17 protein-coding genes and 1 pseudogene are annotated in these 16,037 nt (G+C 69.4%); 11 read left to right on the plus strand and 7 right to left on the minus strand.

Going from position 1 to position 16,037, the window contains the following annotated elements; translation table 11 throughout:
- Positions 1 to 48: 48 nt before the first annotated feature.
- The 3 genes from OG905_RS21815 to ygfZ all read left to right on the plus strand — a co-directional run bounded on the left by OG905_RS21815 (position 49) and on the right by ygfZ (position 2,129).
- The gene (locus OG905_RS21815) at positions 49 to 621 is read left to right on the plus strand and encodes an FABP family protein (RefSeq protein ID WP_328675497.1); all 573 of its coding nucleotides are present in this window, start codon (positions 49 to 51) and stop codon (positions 619 to 621) included.
- A gap of 95 nt (positions 622 to 716) precedes the next feature.
- A complete protein-coding gene (locus OG905_RS21820) occupies positions 717 to 1,154 on the plus strand; it encodes a Fur family transcriptional regulator (RefSeq protein ID WP_328675498.1) in 438 nt (145 codons plus the stop codon).
- A gap of 9 nt (positions 1,155 to 1,163) precedes the next feature.
- Positions 1,164 to 2,129 (plus strand): CAF17-like 4Fe-4S cluster assembly/insertion protein YgfZ, encoded by a 966-nt coding sequence (ygfZ, locus tag OG905_RS21825; RefSeq protein WP_328675500.1) that lies wholly within the window; start codon positions 1,164 to 1,166, stop codon positions 2,127 to 2,129.
- 129 nt (positions 2,130 to 2,258) lie between these two features.
- Here the strand turns inward: ygfZ and dtd are convergent, their stop codons facing one another.
- Positions 2,259 to 2,684, minus strand: a complete 426-nt coding sequence (gene dtd / locus OG905_RS21830; RefSeq protein ID WP_324989056.1) for a D-aminoacyl-tRNA deacylase — start codon at positions 2,682 to 2,684, stop codon at positions 2,259 to 2,261.
- Between the two features lie 148 nt (positions 2,685 to 2,832).
- On the opposite strand from dtd, the gene OG905_RS21835 reads away from it, so the two are divergent.
- Positions 2,833 to 3,453 (plus strand): RsiG family protein, encoded by a 621-nt coding sequence (locus tag OG905_RS21835; protein WP_328675502.1) that lies wholly within the window; start codon positions 2,833 to 2,835, stop codon positions 3,451 to 3,453.
- A 196-nt stretch (positions 3,454 to 3,649) separates the two neighbouring features.
- Positions 3,650 to 4,894, plus strand: coding sequence for a GNAT family N-acetyltransferase (locus OG905_RS21840; protein ID WP_328675504.1), 1,245 nt, complete (start codon positions 3,650 to 3,652; stop codon positions 4,892 to 4,894).
- 26 nt (positions 4,895 to 4,920) lie between these two features.
- On the opposite strand, the gene OG905_RS21845 is transcribed toward OG905_RS21840, so the two are convergent.
- On the minus strand, positions 4,921 to 5,088 hold the full coding sequence (locus tag OG905_RS21845; protein ID WP_266481078.1) for a hypothetical protein: 168 nt from the start codon (positions 5,086 to 5,088) through the stop codon (positions 4,921 to 4,923).
- Positions 5,089 to 5,314: 226 nt separating this feature from the next.
- Here OG905_RS21845 and OG905_RS21850 point away from each other — a divergent pair, with 226 nt between their 5' ends.
- The 3 genes from OG905_RS21850 (at position 5,315) to OG905_RS21860 (ending at position 8,488) form a co-directional block, all read left to right on the plus strand.
- Complete coding sequence (locus OG905_RS21850) at positions 5,315 to 6,205, plus strand: GntR family transcriptional regulator (protein ID WP_328675509.1); 891 nt, start codon at positions 5,315 to 5,317, stop codon at positions 6,203 to 6,205.
- A gap of 126 nt (positions 6,206 to 6,331) precedes the next feature.
- Positions 6,332 to 7,102, plus strand: coding sequence for an HAD family hydrolase (locus OG905_RS21855; protein WP_328675510.1), 771 nt, complete (start codon positions 6,332 to 6,334; stop codon positions 7,100 to 7,102).
- A 336-nt stretch (positions 7,103 to 7,438) separates the two neighbouring features.
- Complete coding sequence (locus OG905_RS21860) at positions 7,439 to 8,488, plus strand: phosphotransferase (RefSeq protein ID WP_328675511.1); 1,050 nt, start codon at positions 7,439 to 7,441, stop codon at positions 8,486 to 8,488.
- A 112-nt stretch (positions 8,489 to 8,600) separates the two neighbouring features.
- Here the strand turns inward: OG905_RS21860 and OG905_RS21865 are convergent, their stop codons facing one another.
- Positions 8,601 to 9,563 (minus strand): zinc-binding dehydrogenase, encoded by a 963-nt coding sequence (locus OG905_RS21865; protein WP_328675512.1) that lies wholly within the window; start codon positions 9,561 to 9,563, stop codon positions 8,601 to 8,603.
- 161 nt (positions 9,564 to 9,724) lie between these two features.
- Positions 9,725 to 10,231, minus strand: coding sequence for a DinB family protein (locus tag OG905_RS21870; protein ID WP_328675514.1), 507 nt, complete (start codon positions 10,229 to 10,231; stop codon positions 9,725 to 9,727).
- Between the two features lie 176 nt (positions 10,232 to 10,407).
- Here OG905_RS21870 and OG905_RS21875 point away from each other — a divergent pair, with 176 nt between their 5' ends.
- On the plus strand, positions 10,408 to 11,337 hold the full coding sequence (locus OG905_RS21875; protein ID WP_328675516.1) for an NAD-dependent epimerase/dehydratase family protein: 930 nt from the start codon (positions 10,408 to 10,410) through the stop codon (positions 11,335 to 11,337).
- Positions 11,338 to 11,522: 185 nt separating this feature from the next.
- Here the strand turns inward: OG905_RS21875 and OG905_RS21880 are convergent, their stop codons facing one another.
- From OG905_RS21880 to OG905_RS21890, 3 genes and pseudogenes are all read right to left on the minus strand, one after another.
- The gene (locus tag OG905_RS21880) at positions 11,523 to 13,913 is read right to left on the minus strand and encodes an excinuclease ABC subunit UvrA (RefSeq protein ID WP_328675517.1); all 2,391 of its coding nucleotides are present in this window, start codon (positions 13,911 to 13,913) and stop codon (positions 11,523 to 11,525) included.
- 209 nt (positions 13,914 to 14,122) lie between these two features.
- Complete coding sequence (locus OG905_RS21885) at positions 14,123 to 14,479, minus strand: VOC family protein (RefSeq protein ID WP_328675518.1); 357 nt, start codon at positions 14,477 to 14,479, stop codon at positions 14,123 to 14,125.
- 129 nt (positions 14,480 to 14,608) lie between these two features.
- Positions 14,609 to 14,731: pseudogene (locus OG905_RS21890) on the minus strand (AraC family transcriptional regulator); the annotation flags it as partial.
- A 200-nt stretch (positions 14,732 to 14,931) separates the two neighbouring features.
- Between OG905_RS21890 and OG905_RS21895 the strand changes: the two are divergent.
- Positions 14,932 to 15,333, plus strand: coding sequence for a helix-turn-helix domain-containing protein (locus OG905_RS21895; protein WP_328675519.1), 402 nt, complete (start codon positions 14,932 to 14,934; stop codon positions 15,331 to 15,333).
- A 37-nt stretch (positions 15,334 to 15,370) separates the two neighbouring features.
- Positions 15,371 to 15,949 carry a hypothetical protein gene (locus tag OG905_RS21900; RefSeq protein WP_328675520.1) on the plus strand — a complete coding sequence of 193 codons (579 nt, stop codon included), beginning with the start codon at positions 15,371 to 15,373 and terminating at the stop codon, positions 15,947 to 15,949.
- Positions 15,950 to 16,037 lie beyond the last annotated feature (88 nt).

The following is a 16,037-nucleotide window of genomic DNA, read 5'->3' on the forward strand; positions in this document are numbered from 1 at the left end:
GGTCAGCGCTAGTCACACCCGTATCTCTACAGATCGCCAGAGCTGCTCATGATCGAGATTCCGTCCGACCTGAACCCGGACCTCGTCCCCCTCGCCTTCCTCCTCGGTACCTGGGAGGGTGTGGGCGTTTCCGATTTCCCGGGGGCCGAGAAGTGCAACTTCGGCCAGTCCGTCACCTTCAGCCACGACGGCCGGGACTTCGTCGAGTACGTCTCCCACTCCTGGGTCCTCGACGCCGAGGGCAACAAGGTCAAGCCCCTGGAGTCCGAGTCCGGTTACTGGCGCATCGACTCCGACCGCAAGGTCGAGATCGTCATGGTCCGTGACCAGGGCGTCGTCGAGGTCTGGTACGGCGAGCTTGCCGACCAGAAGCCGCAGATCGACCTGGTGACGGACGCGGTGGCGCGCACCAGGGCGTCCGGCCCGTACAGCGGTGGCAAGCGGCTCTACGGCTATGTGAAGGGCGACCTGATGTGGGTGGGCGAGAAGTCCACACCGGAGGTCCCGCTGCGGCCGTACATGTCGGCGCATCTGAAGAAGGTCATCTCCCCGGAGCAGGTCGAGGCATGGGCCAAGGACCTCGGCGACCTCCCCGACGACGGCATCACCTTCTTCAAGTAGTCAGCAGCGTCTTCCCGGTGGCCCTGGCCCGCGGCCGGGGCTGCCTCTGTGGACGCAGCCCGTCCGCAGTGGTGCCCCCCGCCTACACTGGACCCGTGGTGAGCACCGACTGGAAGAGCGACCTGCGGCAGCGCGGCTACCGGCTGACCCCCCAGCGCCAGCTTGTCCTCGAAGCCGTCGACAAGCTTGAGCACGCGACGCCCGACGACATCCTCTCCGAGGTGCGCAAGACCGCGTCCGGCGTGAACATCTCCACCGTCTACCGCACCCTGGAGCTCCTCGAAGAGCTCGACCTGGTCTCCCACGCCCACCTCGGCCACGGCGCCCCCACCTACCACCTCGCCGACCGCCACCACCACATCCACCTGGTCTGCCGGGACTGTACGAATGTGATCGAGGCGGATGTCGAGGTCGCGGCGGACTTCACCGCGAAGCTGCGCGACACCTTCGGCTTCGAGACGGACATGAAGCACTTCGCGATCTTCGGCCGCTGTGAGACGTGCACCGCTGAGGCGCCGACTACCGAGTCGTAGGCTTACCGCATGAAAAGCCCTCTGCTGTCCCTGCCGGGCGCCGTCGCCGCCGAAGGACATGACGAAGGAGTCGCCGCGCACTACGGCGATCTGTTCCGCGAACAGCGCGCCCTCGCGGACGGCACCGGCCTCGTCGATCTCTCGCACCGCGGTGTCGTCACCGTCACCGGCGACGACCGTCTGAGCTGGCTGCATCTGCTGCTCACCCAGCATGTGAGCGAGCTTCCGCCGGGGCAGGCCACCGAGGCGCTGATCCTCTCCGCGCACGGCCACATCGAGCACGCGCTGTATCTCGTCGACGACGGCGAGACGGTCTGGGCGCACGTGGAGCCCGGCACGCAGGAGGCGCTGATCGGCTATCTGGAGACGATGAAGTTCTTCTACCGGGTCGAAGTGGCCGACCGCACCGAGGAGTTCGCTGTGGTGCATCTGCCCGCCGGCTCCATCGCCAAGGCGCCCGAGGGCGTGGTCGTACGGGAGACCGCACACGGCCGCGATCTGTTTCTGCCGCGCGCCGACCTGGAGTCGTACGCGGCGGAGAACGGCCCGGCCGCCGGGATCCTGGCGTACGAGGCACTGCGCATCGAGACCCACCGCCCCCGCCTCGGCTTCGAGACCGACCACCGCACCATCCCGCACGAGCTGGGCTGGATCGGCAGCGCCGTCCACCTCCAGAAGGGCTGCTACCGCGGCCAGGAGACCGTCGCGCGCGTCCACAACCTGGGGAAGCCGCCGCGTCGCCTGGTCTTTCTCCACCTGGACGGCAGCGAGGTGCACCTGCCGCCGCACGGCACCCCGCTCCGGCTCGCGTCGGAGGGCACGGAGGGTCGCCAGCTGGGCTTTGTGACCACGTCCGCCCGCCACCACGAGCTCGGCCCGATCGCGCTGGCGCTGGTCAAGCGCAATGTGCCGATGGACGCGGAGCTGCTGGCCGGAGACACGGCGGCGGCGCAGGAACCCGTCGTCGAGCCGTAGCCCCAGCCCCGGCCCGGCGGCCCCAGTGGTCGCCCGAAACGCCGACCTGGGCACGTCCACGTGGCCCAGGTCTGCTGGGCAGGGGTTCGTCTCCTGGCCGGCGTCTTTCGGAGGATCCGGAAGACGCTCTCAGACCTCGATGATCACCGTGAACGGGCCGTGGTTCGTGAGCGAGACGCGCATGTCCGCCCCGAACCGGCCCGTCCGCACGGTCGCGCCCAGCGCCCGCAGCTGCGCCACCACCTCGTCGACCAGCGGCTCGGCCACATCACCGGGCGCGGCCGCGTTCCAGGTGGGGCGTCGGCCCTTACGGGCGTCCCCGTAGAGAGTGAACTGCGAAATCACGAGCAAGGGCGCATTCACGTCCGAGCAGGACTTCTCGCCCTCCAGGATCCGCACCGACCACAGCTTGCGGGCCAGCTGCGCCGCCTTCTCCCCGGTGTCCTCGTGGGTGACTCCCACCAGCACACACAGTCCTTCGCCGACGATCTCGCCGACCGTCTCGCCTGCCACGACGACGCTCGCGCCGTCCACCCTCTGCACCACCGCACGCATACAGACCAACCTATCTGGGGCTGAACGGGTGCAGAGCACCTGCGTCAGGTGCGCACGGAGTGGCACGATGCATCAAGGCGGTGCTTCCCCCAGGCCCTCCGGGCCCGGGGAGACCACATGCACCGGTCGAGGGGACGGACACACGCATATGAGCACATCTGGCGCCGGGCAGCCGCTGCCCGGTCCCGTATCCACACCTGCATCTCGAGTCGGAACGACGTGTGCGGTGCGGCCGCCCATGCAGCGCATCTCCGGCGCCCTGCCGGAGCCCCCGGAGTACGACCTCCCCGCCCTTCGGCTGCCCGAGCTGCGCACCCTGCGCCGTGACTCGCATCGTGACGAGGCGGATCTGAGCTACGTACGACGGCTGCTGCAGGGACGGATCGACATCCTGCGGGCCGAGCTGGCCCGGCGCAGGGACCCGGTGACCCCGGTCGTCCCGGAGTCCACGGTCGTCGACCGGCTGTCGGAGATCCTGGCGGACGCGCCGTCGCGGCACCGCTCCTCCGCGCGCCATGTCACGCTCTCGACGCCGCACAACGAGGAGTACCGGCGGCTGGCCGCCGACATGCTCGCCGATGTCGAGCTCTCTGACCTCGATGCCCGTACGGACGAGGAGCTGCACGCGGCGATGGGACAGCTGATCCGCTACGAACAGCAGGTCTCCCGCCGCCGTCAGCTGCTTCAGCGGACCGCGGACGACTGCAGCGCGGAGATCGCCCGCAGGTACCGTGAAGGCGAAGCGCAAGTGGACGACCTGCTCACCTGAAGCGATTGATCGCACCGAGTCTTCCGGGGAGCGGGCTCACGCCCCGGAAGGCCGCCATGAGCTCCCCCCTTCCGCCACCTCGTGCTCGCCGAGCCCGGCTCGGCAGGATCGGCGCGATCCGCGCGGTCTTCTCGTCGTACCGGGGCTGTGGAAACTCGGATGCGGGGCGATCGGCGTTCGGCCTAGCGTGGTCCGCATGAGCGTCGAAACCCGCGTCATCACCGAGTCCGAGTACCCCGACTGGCTGCGGGCACTGAACACCGGCTTTCTGCGGCCGCCGGTGATCTCGGACGAGGAGGTCGCATCGCGCCGGCCGCACACCGACCTCGCGCGGGTGCGCGGCGCGTTCGACGAAGGCCGCTGTGTGGCGACGTTCCGCTCCTTCGAGCAGCAGCTCACGACCGTGGGCGGCGCCGCGCTCCCGGCGAGCGCCGTCTCGAACGTCACGGTCTCGCCCACCCACCGCCGCCGTGGCCTGCTCAGCCGCATGATGGCCGCGGACCTCGCCGAGGCGAAGGAACGCGGCGACGTCGTGTCCACGCTGATCGCCGCGGAGTACCCGATATACGGGCGCTACGGCTTCGGCCCCGCCGCCTGGATGACCGAATGGGCGGTCGACGTCCCGCGCACGGGCCTCGACCCTCGCTGGTCGGGCCCGTCCGACGGCAGCCGCATCGACCTGGTGGACGCGGCTGACGTACGCAAACTCGGCCCGGAACTGCATGCGCGGCTGGCGGCCGTGCAGCCGGGCGTGGTGAGCCGCAACGAGCGCTGGTGGCAGCTGAACACGGGCCAGGTGCAGTTGCCCGGCCAGCCCTGGACGGAGCCGTACTACGCGGTCCACCGCTCCGCGTCCGGGGAGATCGAGGGCCTGCTGGCCTACGAGGCGGACGACAAGTGGGGCGACGCCAAGCAGCCGCTGAACACCGCGACGGTGCGCGAGTTGCTGGCGCTGACGCCTGCGGCGGAGCGTGCGCTGTGGCACTACGTCTGCTCGGTCGACTGGATAGCCACGGTCAAGTCGGGCTTTCGCGCTCCGGACGACCTGCTCCCGCTGCTGCTCCCGGACCCGCGCGCGGCGCGGATCCTGACGCACGCGGACTTCCTGTGGGTGCGGATCCTGGATGTCGTACGGGCCCTGGAGGCGCGCACGTACGCGGCCGCCGCGACCCTGGTCCTGGACGTCCAGGACTCCGCGGGCCTGGCGGGCGGCACCTTCCGGCTGGACGCCTCACCGGAGGGGGCGGTGTGCGCCCCGTCGGTCGAGTCGCCCGATCTGACGCTGGATGTACGGGAGTTGGGTGCGCTGTACCTGGGTGACGAGTCGGCGGTCAGGCTGTCGGCACTGGGTCTGGCGGCCGAGGGGACGCCGGGGGCGGCGGCCGTGGCGGACGCGTTGTTCCGTACGTCGCGGCGGCCCTGGTGCCCGGACGTGTTCTGACGTCCGGGCGGGTGGTCAGGGCGCGGTCAGGGTCCGGCGCTCACGGCGGGCGCCACCAGCAGGAGGCCGCCGATTCCTGCGCAGGTGGCGTTCTCTGTCTTCAGTCCGGCGGCCAGCAGGGCGAGTCCCAGCGCAGCCATGGCGCCGAAGCGCCACTGCACGTACTGCTCGATGACAAGAGTGATCAAGGGCACGGCGATCCCTCCTCAAGGTGGGGAGTGGAGCGGCACAAGGGATGCGGACGGATCCGCGCGCGACATCCGTACGACGGTGGACGGGCGAGCAGGGAAGTGCGGTGGCGCTTCGCCAGGTTGGACGAGTTGGCGACCAACTTCAATGAAGTTGTCCCCTCTTGGTTGCGGTTCATAAACAACTTCCGGGGAACTCCCGCTAGTTAGCCAGAAGTTGTAGCGTTTTGTTGTGACCCATGAGCACGCTGCAGTGAACGGTGTCAGGAAGCGCCCCTCGCCCGCCGAAGTGGCAGAGATTCTGACCGAACGCATCCGCTCCGGCCGGCTGAAGAGCGGTGAGCGGATGCCGACCCAGGAGAGCCTGGCCGAAGAGTTCGGCGTGGAGCGACGCGCTGTGCGCCAGGCGCTTGATCTGCTGCGCGAGGCTGGTCTGCTCACCGCTGCCGTCAAGGGCGCTCCCGCCCGGATCGCACTCCCGCCCGAGGCGGACCCCGCTGTGGAGGAGCCCCAGCAGACGGCCGCCGGGCTGGGGCCCCGCCTCATCGAGGCGTTCGAGAAACCCCATGTCCGTATCGACGCGGTCTCGCTGACCGCGGAGTCCCTCAACATGGCACTCGCCGAGCCGCTCCAGCTCATCCGCTCGGGCCGGATCACGCCCGAGACCGTGAAGGTCCGGGTGATGGTGCCCTCGCGCGACCTGGACCTCGCCTTTCCCCGCCCGGCGGAGGAGGAGTCCGGCGACGGCCAACTGGTCCACGATCACTGGCTGTCGCTGCGCAACAACCACGGCGCCGTCCTGCGCCACAGCCTGCGCGCCCTGCGCAGCACCCGCGGCATCGACGTCGAGGTGACGCTCAGGGCGCTGCCGTTCACCCCGCCCGTGAAGCTGTATCTGCTGAACGGCTCTGAGGCGCTGTTCGCGTTCTACACCGTCACGAAGCGGGAGGAGCAGATCGACGACACACCCCTGGAGATCTTCGACGTGCTCGGCAGCAACTCGATGCTCTTCCCGTTCGGGCTGGGCGCAGGGGCACGGGACGAGGCCTTCGTGACGCAGGCGCAGGAGTGGTTCGACGGGCTGTGGGGCACGCTCGCCAAGGGAATCACCCTGGGCAGCTGATCGGCGCCACTCCTGTGGGCCTTCCGCTCGCTCCCCGCCAACTGCCCGACCGCTGAGGGCGGTTGCGGGCAGTATGGGGAGTGGTGGCACCGGCACGCCGCCCTCTGCCGCGACGGACGGAGCGACGTGACTGAATCGGACGTGACCGACCTGACCGATGTGCCCGACGTGACTGACCTGACCGGGGACCTGGTCGGCCTCTTCGACGCCGCCAAGTGCGTTCTCTTCGACTTCGACGGGCCGGTCTGCCATCTCTTCGACGGGCATCCGGCCTCCGGGATCGCTGCCGAGCTCCGGATCTGGGCGGCGCAGAACGTCCCGGGTGATGTGGTGGTGGAAGCGGGCTCCGTCGATGATCCCCTCGCCCTGCTGAGAGCCGCCGCGCTCATGTACCCGGACAGCGACCTGGTGAAGGAAATGGAGCAGCAGCTGACCTCGCAGGAGTTGCGGGCGACCCTGACGGCGGAGCCGACGGAAGACGCCGACCTGCTGATACGCCGGCTCGGCGCGGCCGGATTCCGGCTCGCCGTCACGACGAACAACTCCGAGCGCGCGGTGCGGAGCTATCTCGAGCGCACCGGCCTTTCGGATCTCTTCGGCGAGCACATTCACGGCCGGAAGCCGGATCCGAAACTCATGAAGCCGGACCCGGACTGCCTCAGGCGGGCGCTGGAGACGACCGGTTCGACCGCTGCCGAGTCCCTGATGATCGGGGACTCGGCAGCGGACTGCCGGGCGGCCTCCACACTCGGCGTCCCCTTCCTCGGATACGCGCGCGACGAGTCGAAGCGCGGGCCGCTTCGCTGGGCGGGGGCACAGGACAAGGCGATCGTGGCCACCATGTCGGAGCTGCTGCCGGTTCTCGACGCCCTGGAGTCGGCCCACCGTATGGACTGACTGCCAAGTGCATGGAGTCCATCGAAAGTTGGCCAATGCTGCCGACCAACTGACGAGAGTTGGACGGCTGCAGTAGTTTCGCGGTGGGGCGGCCCGTTCAAGGCGTCTTCGAGCAGTCCTGGCTACTTTTCGAAACGCGCCGGTCACCCAGGGCGGATCAGTCGGTTGTGGGCGAGTGACATCGCCGTAAACCTCCCCCGGAAACACCGGCCGGAAGGGTACCTTCCTCGAATCACTTCCTGATCCGGAACACCAAGGGCATCAGCCATGGCAGGCCATACGGCATCACAGGTTCACCGGCAAGCCGCCGAGCTGAGCGGTGGCGCCCGGGGAGTTGTGGGGCCACTCAAGGGCTACCACCACGAGACGTATGCCTTGCCGCTGCCCGATGAGAACCCCTTGAGTGCCCGTTACGCGCGCGGCAAGCTCCGTGCGCCGCGCCCCGGGGTGCTCTGGTTCGACCGGCGGTGTTTCACCTCCGAGGACCGTCTGCTGATGGCGCTCCAGGGGCGGATCGACCGGATTCCGGAGATCGTGGAGGTCGCGGAGAACGTCTTTCTGCAGGGCTTCATCGAGGGCAGGACCCTCGGCCGCCGGCAGCTGCCGGGCCGCTCCCTCTCCGCCGGCCACGTCCTTCAACTGCGCCGGCTCTTCCGCGAACTGGTCACCATCAAGGTCGACGAGCTCAAGGACGTGCCGCGCACCTGCGACACCGACGGGCAGCCACCGGCGTGCGATGACGACTCGACCGCGTTCCTGAGCCGGCTGATCGACTTCACCGGGCAAAGGGTCTACGACGACAACGCCGAGCAGTACGGCACGCTCTTCGAGGAACTCGGCGTGCGCAGAGAGGCGCTGGCGGGCCTCGGAGATTCGGCCAAGCTGCTCACAAGCCGCCCCTTCACGCTGATTCACGGAGATCTGCACCGCCACAACTTCATCGTCGACACCGACGGCGACCTGTGGACCATCGACTGGGAGCTCGCCATGATCGGCGATCCGCTCTACGACCTGGCCACCCATCTCCATCTCATGCGCTACGCGCCGCGCGAGGAGACTCGTATCGCCGAGCTGTGGGCGCAGGAGGTGGAGGCCGCGCGCCCGGGAAGCTCGGCAGCGTGGCAGCAGGACCTGCCACGTCTGCTCGCCTACAAGCGGACCCAGTCCGTCTTCACCGACGTCATCCGCACGGCGGAAGCCTTGGGCCCGCGTACGGATCCGAACCGGCGGGCACTGCCGCGCGCGGCGTGGAAGATCCGCCGGGCTCTGGCCGCGGCGAGGGACCCGCTGGAGCTGAAGAGCGTGCCGACGCTCCGCCAGGTGGTGTCCGCGTACACGAGCTGGTTCCGGTTGCCGGCGGATCGGTCCGCGTCTCCACGAGCTTAGGAAGCTGTCGGCGCGAACGGCTGCGGGGCAGGCAAGTTGGCCGCAACACGTTCACGCCGTACGGACTCTGAACGGCACCGGCGATCGCGTGGGCGCCACCGGTGCCGTCCCCTCACGTCGTCAGCAGCACCTTGCCCCGCAGCCCCCGCCCCTCGATCGCCTCATGCGCCTGAGCCGCCCGCGTCAACGGGAACGTGCCGCCGATCACCGGCCGCAGGCGGCCCGTCGCCGCCTCCCCGAGCGCCTTCGCCGCCAGGCGTACGTACGCCTCGTCCGTCAGCTGTACATCGCCGATGCCGAGCAGTTTGATGCCCCGGCGCTCCGCGTCCACCGGGGCGAAGCCGCCCGTGGGCGCCCCGTGCGCCGAGAAGCGGCCGCCGTCCGCCGTCAGCGCGAAGGCCGCCAGGCCGAGGGCGCCGCCGACGCCGTCGAGGATTACGTCCGCGCCCGCCGGACCCAGCGCCGTGCGGGCTTGTGCGAGCCACTCGGGGTCCGTCGCGTCGACGACCGCGTCCGCGCCCAACTCCCGTACCAGGGACGTCTTCCGTTCTCCCCGTGCCACGCCGACGACCATCGCCCCGGCGGCCTTCGCCAGCTGGACCAGCAGCGTGCCCATGCCGCCCGACGCTCCCAGGATCAGCACCCGGTCGCCCGCGCCGAGGCCGGTGGACTCCATGAGCGCGGCCGCGGTGACACCGTCATGAACCAGGGCGGCCGCCTCCTGGAGGCCGAGGCCGTCGGGGACGGCGACGAGCTTGGCCGCGGAGGCCGCCGCCTGCTCGGCGTAACCACCGCTGAAGCCGAGCGACGTGATCACCCGACGGCCGAGCCACGCACTGTCCACCCCCTCGCCGACCGCGCGCACCGTACCGGCGATGCCGCCGCCGGGTACGTACGGCGGCCGGACCGGGAAGTGCTCGCCGAAGCTGCCGGACCGGACCTGCGTCTCCACGAAGATCGTGTCCACGGCGGAGACCACCACGACCACCTCGCCCGGACCCGCCACCGGATCGGGTACCTCTGTGGTGACCAGTACCTCCGGGCCGCCGAATTCCTTCACCAGTGCCACGCGCATGACGTTCGCTCCCCAAGTCGACAACTGCTGGAAGTCTGAAACCTCATGTGCGATTGAGGTCAAGCCCCAGTCCGGTGGCGGGCTGCGTACGCCCGGGCGGTGTCGCGGCTCGATGTTCTGCACAGCCGCCCGCTGCCGGGGGAACTGGGCCGGTAGCGCGATCAGGCCCCGACGGTTCCGTCGATGCCTTCGCGCAGGAAGTCGGCGTGGCCGTTGTGGCGGGCGTATTCGTGGATCAGATGCAGCATCACCAGCCGCAGCGACACGTTCTCGCCCCATCTGGCCTGGTAGCCGGTCACCTCCAGCGACTCCGCCCGCGCCTCGATCCGGCGCGCGTGCTCGACCTCCGACTGCCAGGCGTCGAACGCCTCCGAGCGGGTGGACGCGCTCGCGTCGTACGCCACCTGGTAGTCGTCCTCGTCCGACCAGACGAGCGGTATGTCCTCACCGTTGATCACCCGGCGGAACCAGGCGCGCTCCACCTCGGCCATGTGCCGCACCAGCCCGAGCAGCGAGAGCGTCGACGGCGGCATCGACTGCTTGCGCAGTTCCTCGTCGGTGAGGCCCTCGCACTTCATGGCGAGTGTCGCGCGGTGGAAGTCCAGAAAGGCCCGGAGCGTCTCGCGCTCGCCTCCCGTGAGGGGCGGGCCGATTCGTTCGACGGTCACTGCGGATTCCCTTCGACGGCGTGGGGGTGCTTCGTTGCTGATGCTCTCAACTGCTGTCAGGTCTCGGTGAAGGTGGGCGAGGACGGCGCTATGACCCTTCCTTCGCATGTCACAGACGGCCGGGCTGTCTCGTCCCAGTCTCAGAGAGAGATTCTGGAGTCAGGAAGGTGATGGTCATGCGGGTGTTCGTGGCAGGCGGGACCGGGGTCATGGGACGGCGGCTGGTGCCGCAGCTCGTGGCCCGGGGCTACCAGGTGACGGCTACGACGACGAGCGCGGCCAAGCTGGGCTTGCTGGAGCAGCTGGGCGCGGATGGCGTCGTGATGGACGGGCTGGATGCGGTGTCGGTCTTGGAAGCCGTGGCGGCTGCCCGGCCGGACACGATCGTGAACCAGATGACGGCAATTTCCGCGGCGCACGCCGGCAAGCCTGACATGAGGCACTTCGACCGGTTCTTCGCCACCACCAATCGGCTGCGCTCCGAGGGGACGGATCACCTGCTGGCCGCGGCCGAGGCGACCGGCGTCCCCCATGTCGTCGCGCAGAGCGCCGGCATCTGGAACGGCATCCGCGAGGGTGGATGGGTGAAGACCGAGGAGGACCCGCTGCCCCAGGAGACGGGGAAGTTCCGCACGGCGGCGGAAGCGATCCTCCACCTCGAGGACGCGGTCGTCAGGGCTGGTGGCGCTGCCCTGCGCTACGGCGGGTTCTACGGGCCGGGCGCCACCGACGACCAGGTCGAGCTCCTGCTCAAGCGGCAGTTCCCGCTCGTCGGGGGCGGCACCGGGTACACCTCGTGGGTGCATCTCGACGACGCGGCGAGCGCTACCGTCCTGGCTGTGGAGCAAAAGGCGAGGGGCGTGTTCAATATCGTCGACGACGAACCGGCGCCGGTCAGCGAGTGGCTGCCTTATCTGGCTGAGTGCGCGGGGGCGAAGCGGCCGATGCGGGTCCCCAAGTGGCTGGCCCGGCTGCTGGCCGGGGAATTGGTGGTGACGATGATGACCGAGGGGCGCGGCTTCTCCAACGCCAAGGCCAAGCGGGAGCTCGGCTGGGAGCTGCGCTATCCGTCGTGGCGGCAGGGCTTCCGGGAGAGCCTCGGGTGACCCGGACCGAGGAGTTCCAGTAGCTGCGGCCGCTGCCTCGCGGCCAGGCCGGGCCATGACCACGAGCCCAGAACAAGCCGGCAGCGGTCAGGGCCGAGTGCGGACATCCTGCGCGAGACGCTCGACGGCCAGAAGTCGACCTGAGCGGTACCGGGGCCGTTTCACGGTGTCCCGCAGGGCCTCGGTCAGGTGCCGACGTAGGCCGCGAGGTGCTCGCCGGTGAGGGTGGAGCGGGCGGCGACGAGGTCGGCGGGTGTGCCCTCGAAGACGATCCGGCCGCCGTCGTGGCCGGCGCCGGGGCCGAGGTCGATGATCCAGTCGGCGTGCGCCATGACCGCCTGGTGGTGCTCGATGACGACGACCGACTTGCCGGAGTCGACGAGCCGGTCGAGCAGGCCGAGCAGTTGCTCGACGTCGGCGAGATGCAGGCCGGCGGTCGGCTCGTCGAGGACGTAGACGCCACCCTTCTCGGCGATGTGGGTGGCCAGCTTGAGCCGCTGCCGCTCGCCGCCGGACAGCGTGGTGAGCGGCTGGCCGATGTTGAGGTAGCCGAGCCCGACGTCGGCGAGCCGGCCGAGGATGCGGTGCGCGGCCGGTGTGCGCGCCTCGCCGGCGCCGAAGAACTCCTCGGCCTCGGTCACCGACATCGCGAGCACCTCGCTGATGTCGCGGCCCCCGAGGTGGTAGTCGAGCACCGCTGCCTGGAACCGCTTCCCCTCGCACTCCTCGCAGGTGGTGGCGACGCCGGCCATCATCGCCAGGTCGGTGTAGATGACGCCGGCGCCGTTGCAGGTGGGGCAGGCGCCCTCGGAGTTGGCGCTGAACAGCGCCGGCTTCACGCCGTTGGCCTTCGCGAACGCCTTGCGGATCGGGTCGAGCAGTCCGGTGTACGTCGCCGGGTTGCTCCGTCGCGAGCCGCGGATGGGAACCTGGTCGACCGACACCACGCCCGCCGAGGCGGGGACGGAGCCATGGATCAGTGAGCTCTTGCCGGAGCCGGCGACGCCGGTGACGACGCACAGCACCCCGAGCGGGATGTCGACGTCCACGTCCTGCAGGTTGTGGGAGGTGGCACCGCGGATCTCCAGCGTGCCGGTGGGCTTTCGCACCGTCTCCTTGAGGGCGGCCCGGTCGTCGAAATGGCGGCCGGTGATGGTGCCGCTGGCCCGCAGTCCCTCAACGGTCCCCTCGAAGCAGACAGTGCCGCCCGCCGTACCGGCGCCGGGGCCGAGGTCGACGATGTGGTCGGCGATCGCGATGGCCTCGGGCTTGTGCTCGACGACCAGCACCGTGTTGCCCTTGTCCCGCAGCCGCAGCAGCAGGCCGTTCATCCGCTGGATGTCGTGCGGGTGCAGCCCGATGGTCGGCTCGTCGAAGACGTAGGTGACGTCGGTGAGCGAGGAGCCGAGGTGGCGGATCATCTTGACCCGCTGCGCCTCGCCGCCCGACAGCGTGCCCGACGACCGGTCGAGCGAGAGGTAGCCAAGACCGATCTCCACGAACGAGTCGAGCGTCTGCTGCAGCGCCGCCAGCAGCGGCGCCACCGACGGCTCGTGCAGGCCCCGCACCCACTCGGCGAGGTCGCTGATCTGCATCGCGCAGGCGTCGGCGATGCTGATCCCGTCGATCTTCGACGATCGAGCGCCCTCGCTGAGCCGGGTGCCGCCGCACTCAGGGCAGTCGGAGAACGTCATCGCCCGCTCCACGAACGCCCGGATGTGCGGCTGCAGCGCGTCGACGTCCTTGGACAGCATCGACTTCTGGATCTTCGGGATCAACCCTTCGTAGGTCAGGTTGATGTTGTCGACCTTGATCTTGGTCGGCTCCTTGTAGAGGAGGTCGTGCAGCTCTCTCTTGGTGAACCTACGGATCGGCTTGTCCGGGTCGAAGAAACCGCAGCCGCTGAAGATGCGGCCGAACCAGCCGTCGACGCTGTAGCCGGGGATCGTGAGCGCACCCTCGTTGAGCGACTTGCTGTCGTCGTACAGCTGGGACAGGTCGAAGTCGGTGACCGATCCCCGGCCCTCGCAGCGCGGGCACATGCCGCCGGTGATGCTGAAGGCGCGACGCTCCTTCACGGTCCGTCCGCCGCGCTCCAAGGTGACCGCACCCGCCCCACTGATCGAGGCGACGTTGAAGGAGAAGGCCTTGGGCGAGCCGATGTGCGGCTTCCCGAGCCGGCTGAAGAGGATGCGCAGCATCGCGTTGGCGTCGGTGGCGGTGCCGACCGTGGAGCGGGCGTCGGCACCCATCCGCTGCTGGTCGACGATGATCGCGGTCGTCAGCCCTTCGAGTACGTCGACCTCGGGCCTCGCCAGCGTCGGCATGAAGCCCTGGACGAAGGTGCTGTAGGTCTCGTTGATCATCCGCTGCGACTCCGCGGCTATCGTCGCGAAGACCAGCGAGCTCTTGCCCGAGCCGGAGACGCCGGTGCACACCGTCAGCCGGCGCTTCGGGATCTCGATGCTGATGTCCTTGAGGTTGTTCACGCGCGCGCCGTGCACGCGGATCAGATCGTGGCTGTCGGCAGCGTGCAGTGCAGGCGACTGCGTGTCCGTCCTCGTGGCCATGCTCATCGTGTCTCCATCTGCGTTGCGCGGAGCCGCGTTCGCGGTCTCCGTCGGGGTCGCCTGGCTCGATCTGACCGGCTTCGAGCGTACGTCTGGTGCTGCTTCGCCTTGGCCCGCGGCGCCTGTGGGCCCGGGCCACGCGGCGTGCCCGCCGAGCCCTCAGACCAACTGCTCGGTGTCGCGAGGACGCTCAGCGCGGGAGCGGGGGTCGGCACTCATCGGTCCTGAAGCAGCCCGAGGACGTTGCCATCGGGGTCGGTGACGGTGGCCACCAGGCGGCCGCCACCTACGTCGTGCGCGGGCTCCTTCACGATGGCACCCGCGGCGGTCACCTCGGCCAGCTTCGCCTCGATGTCCGGCACGTGCCAGTAGGCAACCGGTGCGGTCATGCCCTGCTGTCCACCGCCCGGCACCAGCCCGATGTGCTGGCCCTCGGCCTCGAAGCCGACGTAGTAGGACTCGTCGGTCTGCGGCGGGACGCCGAGCAGGGCGGCGTACACCTCCTTGGCCGTCGCCAGGTCGGACACGGGATGCAGCACGGTCTTGATTCCCTGGGTGGAAGAGCCGGTCATGGTCGCTCCTGACGTCGTGGGTCTGGTCGGGATCGTCTGGCTTGAAGACGAAGGGGAAGTCCGGAAAATCGACAGGCCGATCGCCCCGGGCGGCGAGTTCACGGTTGGCCGTTCGTCCTGGCGGTCACGCTAGCTGTGGCCCGGGGCCGGCGCTTCTCGATTCCTGACCGGTCTGGTGACCTGTTTCGCCACGCACGACGGCGCGCGGCGAAGATGAGTGGTGGGCGGCACGCCGACCAGCTCGGTGAACCTGCGGCGCGAGCACCGGGCCGGGTCGAACCACGAGGCTGAGCGCGTCGGACAGCCCGTGAGGCGAGACGCGCCAACCCCCGTCAGGCTGCAGCCGGATGCCCAGGCAGCACGTCGTCGCCGGCTGCACTCCCGCGTGTTGCCTGGAACACTTTTGCAAGCAGGTGCTTGCAATAGTTAGCAATGGCGGGCACCATCGAGGTATGGCATCACTCAACGTCGGCAATCTCGGCGAGTATCTGCGCGAGCAGCGGCGCACTGCGCAGCTCTCCCTGCGGCAGCTCGCCGACGCCGCCGGGGTGTCCAATCCGTATCTGAGTCAGATCGAGCGCGGTCTGCGTAAGCCGAGCGCGGAAGTCCTGCAGCAGGTCGCCAAGGCCCTGCGGATCTCCGCGGAGACGCTCTACGTCCGGGCCGGGATTCTCGACGAGCGGGAGCGGGACGAGCTGGAGACGCGTGCCGTCATCCTTGCCGACCCCTCGATAAACGAGCGGCAGAAGCAAGTGCTGCTGCAGATCTACGAGTCCTTCCGCAAGGAAAACGGAGAGGACACCGCCGCTGACGGCCCCCGCACGGCCGACGGTAGTGATGCCGCAAAACCCTAGTCTGAACACCGAACTGCGCTCCGGGAGGACCACAGTCATGGCCATCACCGATGACCTGCGTAAGACCCTCACCGACCCGACCCCCCTCTACTTCGCGGCCGGCACGGCCGATCTCGCCGTTCAGCAGGCGAAGAAGGTTCCCGCGCTGATCGAGCAGCTCAAGGCCGAGGCCCCGAGCCGTATCGAGGCCGTGCGCAACACCGACCCCAAGACCGTCCAGGAGAAGGTGACCACCCAGGCCAAGGAGGCCCAGGCCACCGTCCAGGCCAAGGTCACCGAGGTGATCGGGAACCTCGACACCGACCTGAAGAAGCTGGGCGAGAGTGCTCAGGACCTGGCGCTGCGCAGTGTCGGCGTGGCCGCCGAGTACGCCGTCAAGGCCCGTGAGACGTACGAGAAGGTCGCCGAGCACGGCGAGCAGGCCGTGAAGGCCTGGCGCGGCGAGGCCGCCGAGGAGATCGCCGAGATCGCCGTGGCCGTCGAGCCCGAGCCGGAGACGGCGCAGCCCGCGGCCGAGAGCGAGCCGAAGGCCGAGACGAAGAAGCCCGCTCCGGCGGCCCGCAAGGCCACTGCGCGCAAGCCCGTGGCGAAGAAGACCACCCCGTCGGCGAAGTAAGGCCGAGCGGGACGGGTACGAGCAGAACGGCCGGGCACCTTTCGGGTGCCCGGCGCGTTCTCCCGGTACCTTGGCCGCGGAGGCGCTA

The organism is Streptomyces sp. NBC_00322, from assembly GCF_036147535.1.
In the GTDB taxonomy this organism is placed as follows: Bacteria; Actinomycetota; Actinomycetes; order Streptomycetales; family Streptomycetaceae; genus Streptomyces.

Coding starts and splice junctions, on each gene's coding strand:
- OG905_RS21835 (WP_328675502.1), top strand. CDS start 2,833: ATGAGCACATCTGGCGCCGGGCAGCCGCTGCCCGGTCCCGTATCCACA.
- dtd (WP_324989056.1), bottom strand. CDS start 2,684: ATGCGTGCGGTGGTGCAGAGGGTGGACGGCGCGAGCGTCGTCGTGGCA.
- OG905_RS21895 (WP_328675519.1), top strand. CDS start 14,932: ATGGCATCACTCAACGTCGGCAATCTCGGCGAGTATCTGCGCGAGCAG.
- OG905_RS21865 (WP_328675512.1), bottom strand. CDS start 9,563: ATGCGCGTGGCACTGGTGAAGGAATTCGGCGGCCCGGAGGTACTGGTC.
- OG905_RS21840 (WP_328675504.1), top strand. CDS start 3,650: ATGAGCGTCGAAACCCGCGTCATCACCGAGTCCGAGTACCCCGACTGG.
- OG905_RS21815 (WP_328675497.1), top strand. CDS start 49: ATGATCGAGATTCCGTCCGACCTGAACCCGGACCTCGTCCCCCTCGCC.
- OG905_RS21900 (WP_328675520.1), top strand. CDS start 15,371: ATGGCCATCACCGATGACCTGCGTAAGACCCTCACCGACCCGACCCCC.
- ygfZ (WP_328675500.1), top strand. CDS start 1,164: ATGAAAAGCCCTCTGCTGTCCCTGCCGGGCGCCGTCGCCGCCGAAGGA.
- OG905_RS21875 (WP_328675516.1), top strand. CDS start 10,408: ATGCGGGTGTTCGTGGCAGGCGGGACCGGGGTCATGGGACGGCGGCTG.
- OG905_RS21880 (WP_328675517.1), bottom strand. CDS start 13,913: ATGAGCATGGCCACGAGGACGGACACGCAGTCGCCTGCACTGCACGCT.
- OG905_RS21885 (WP_328675518.1), bottom strand. CDS start 14,479: ATGACCGGCTCTTCCACCCAGGGAATCAAGACCGTGCTGCATCCCGTG.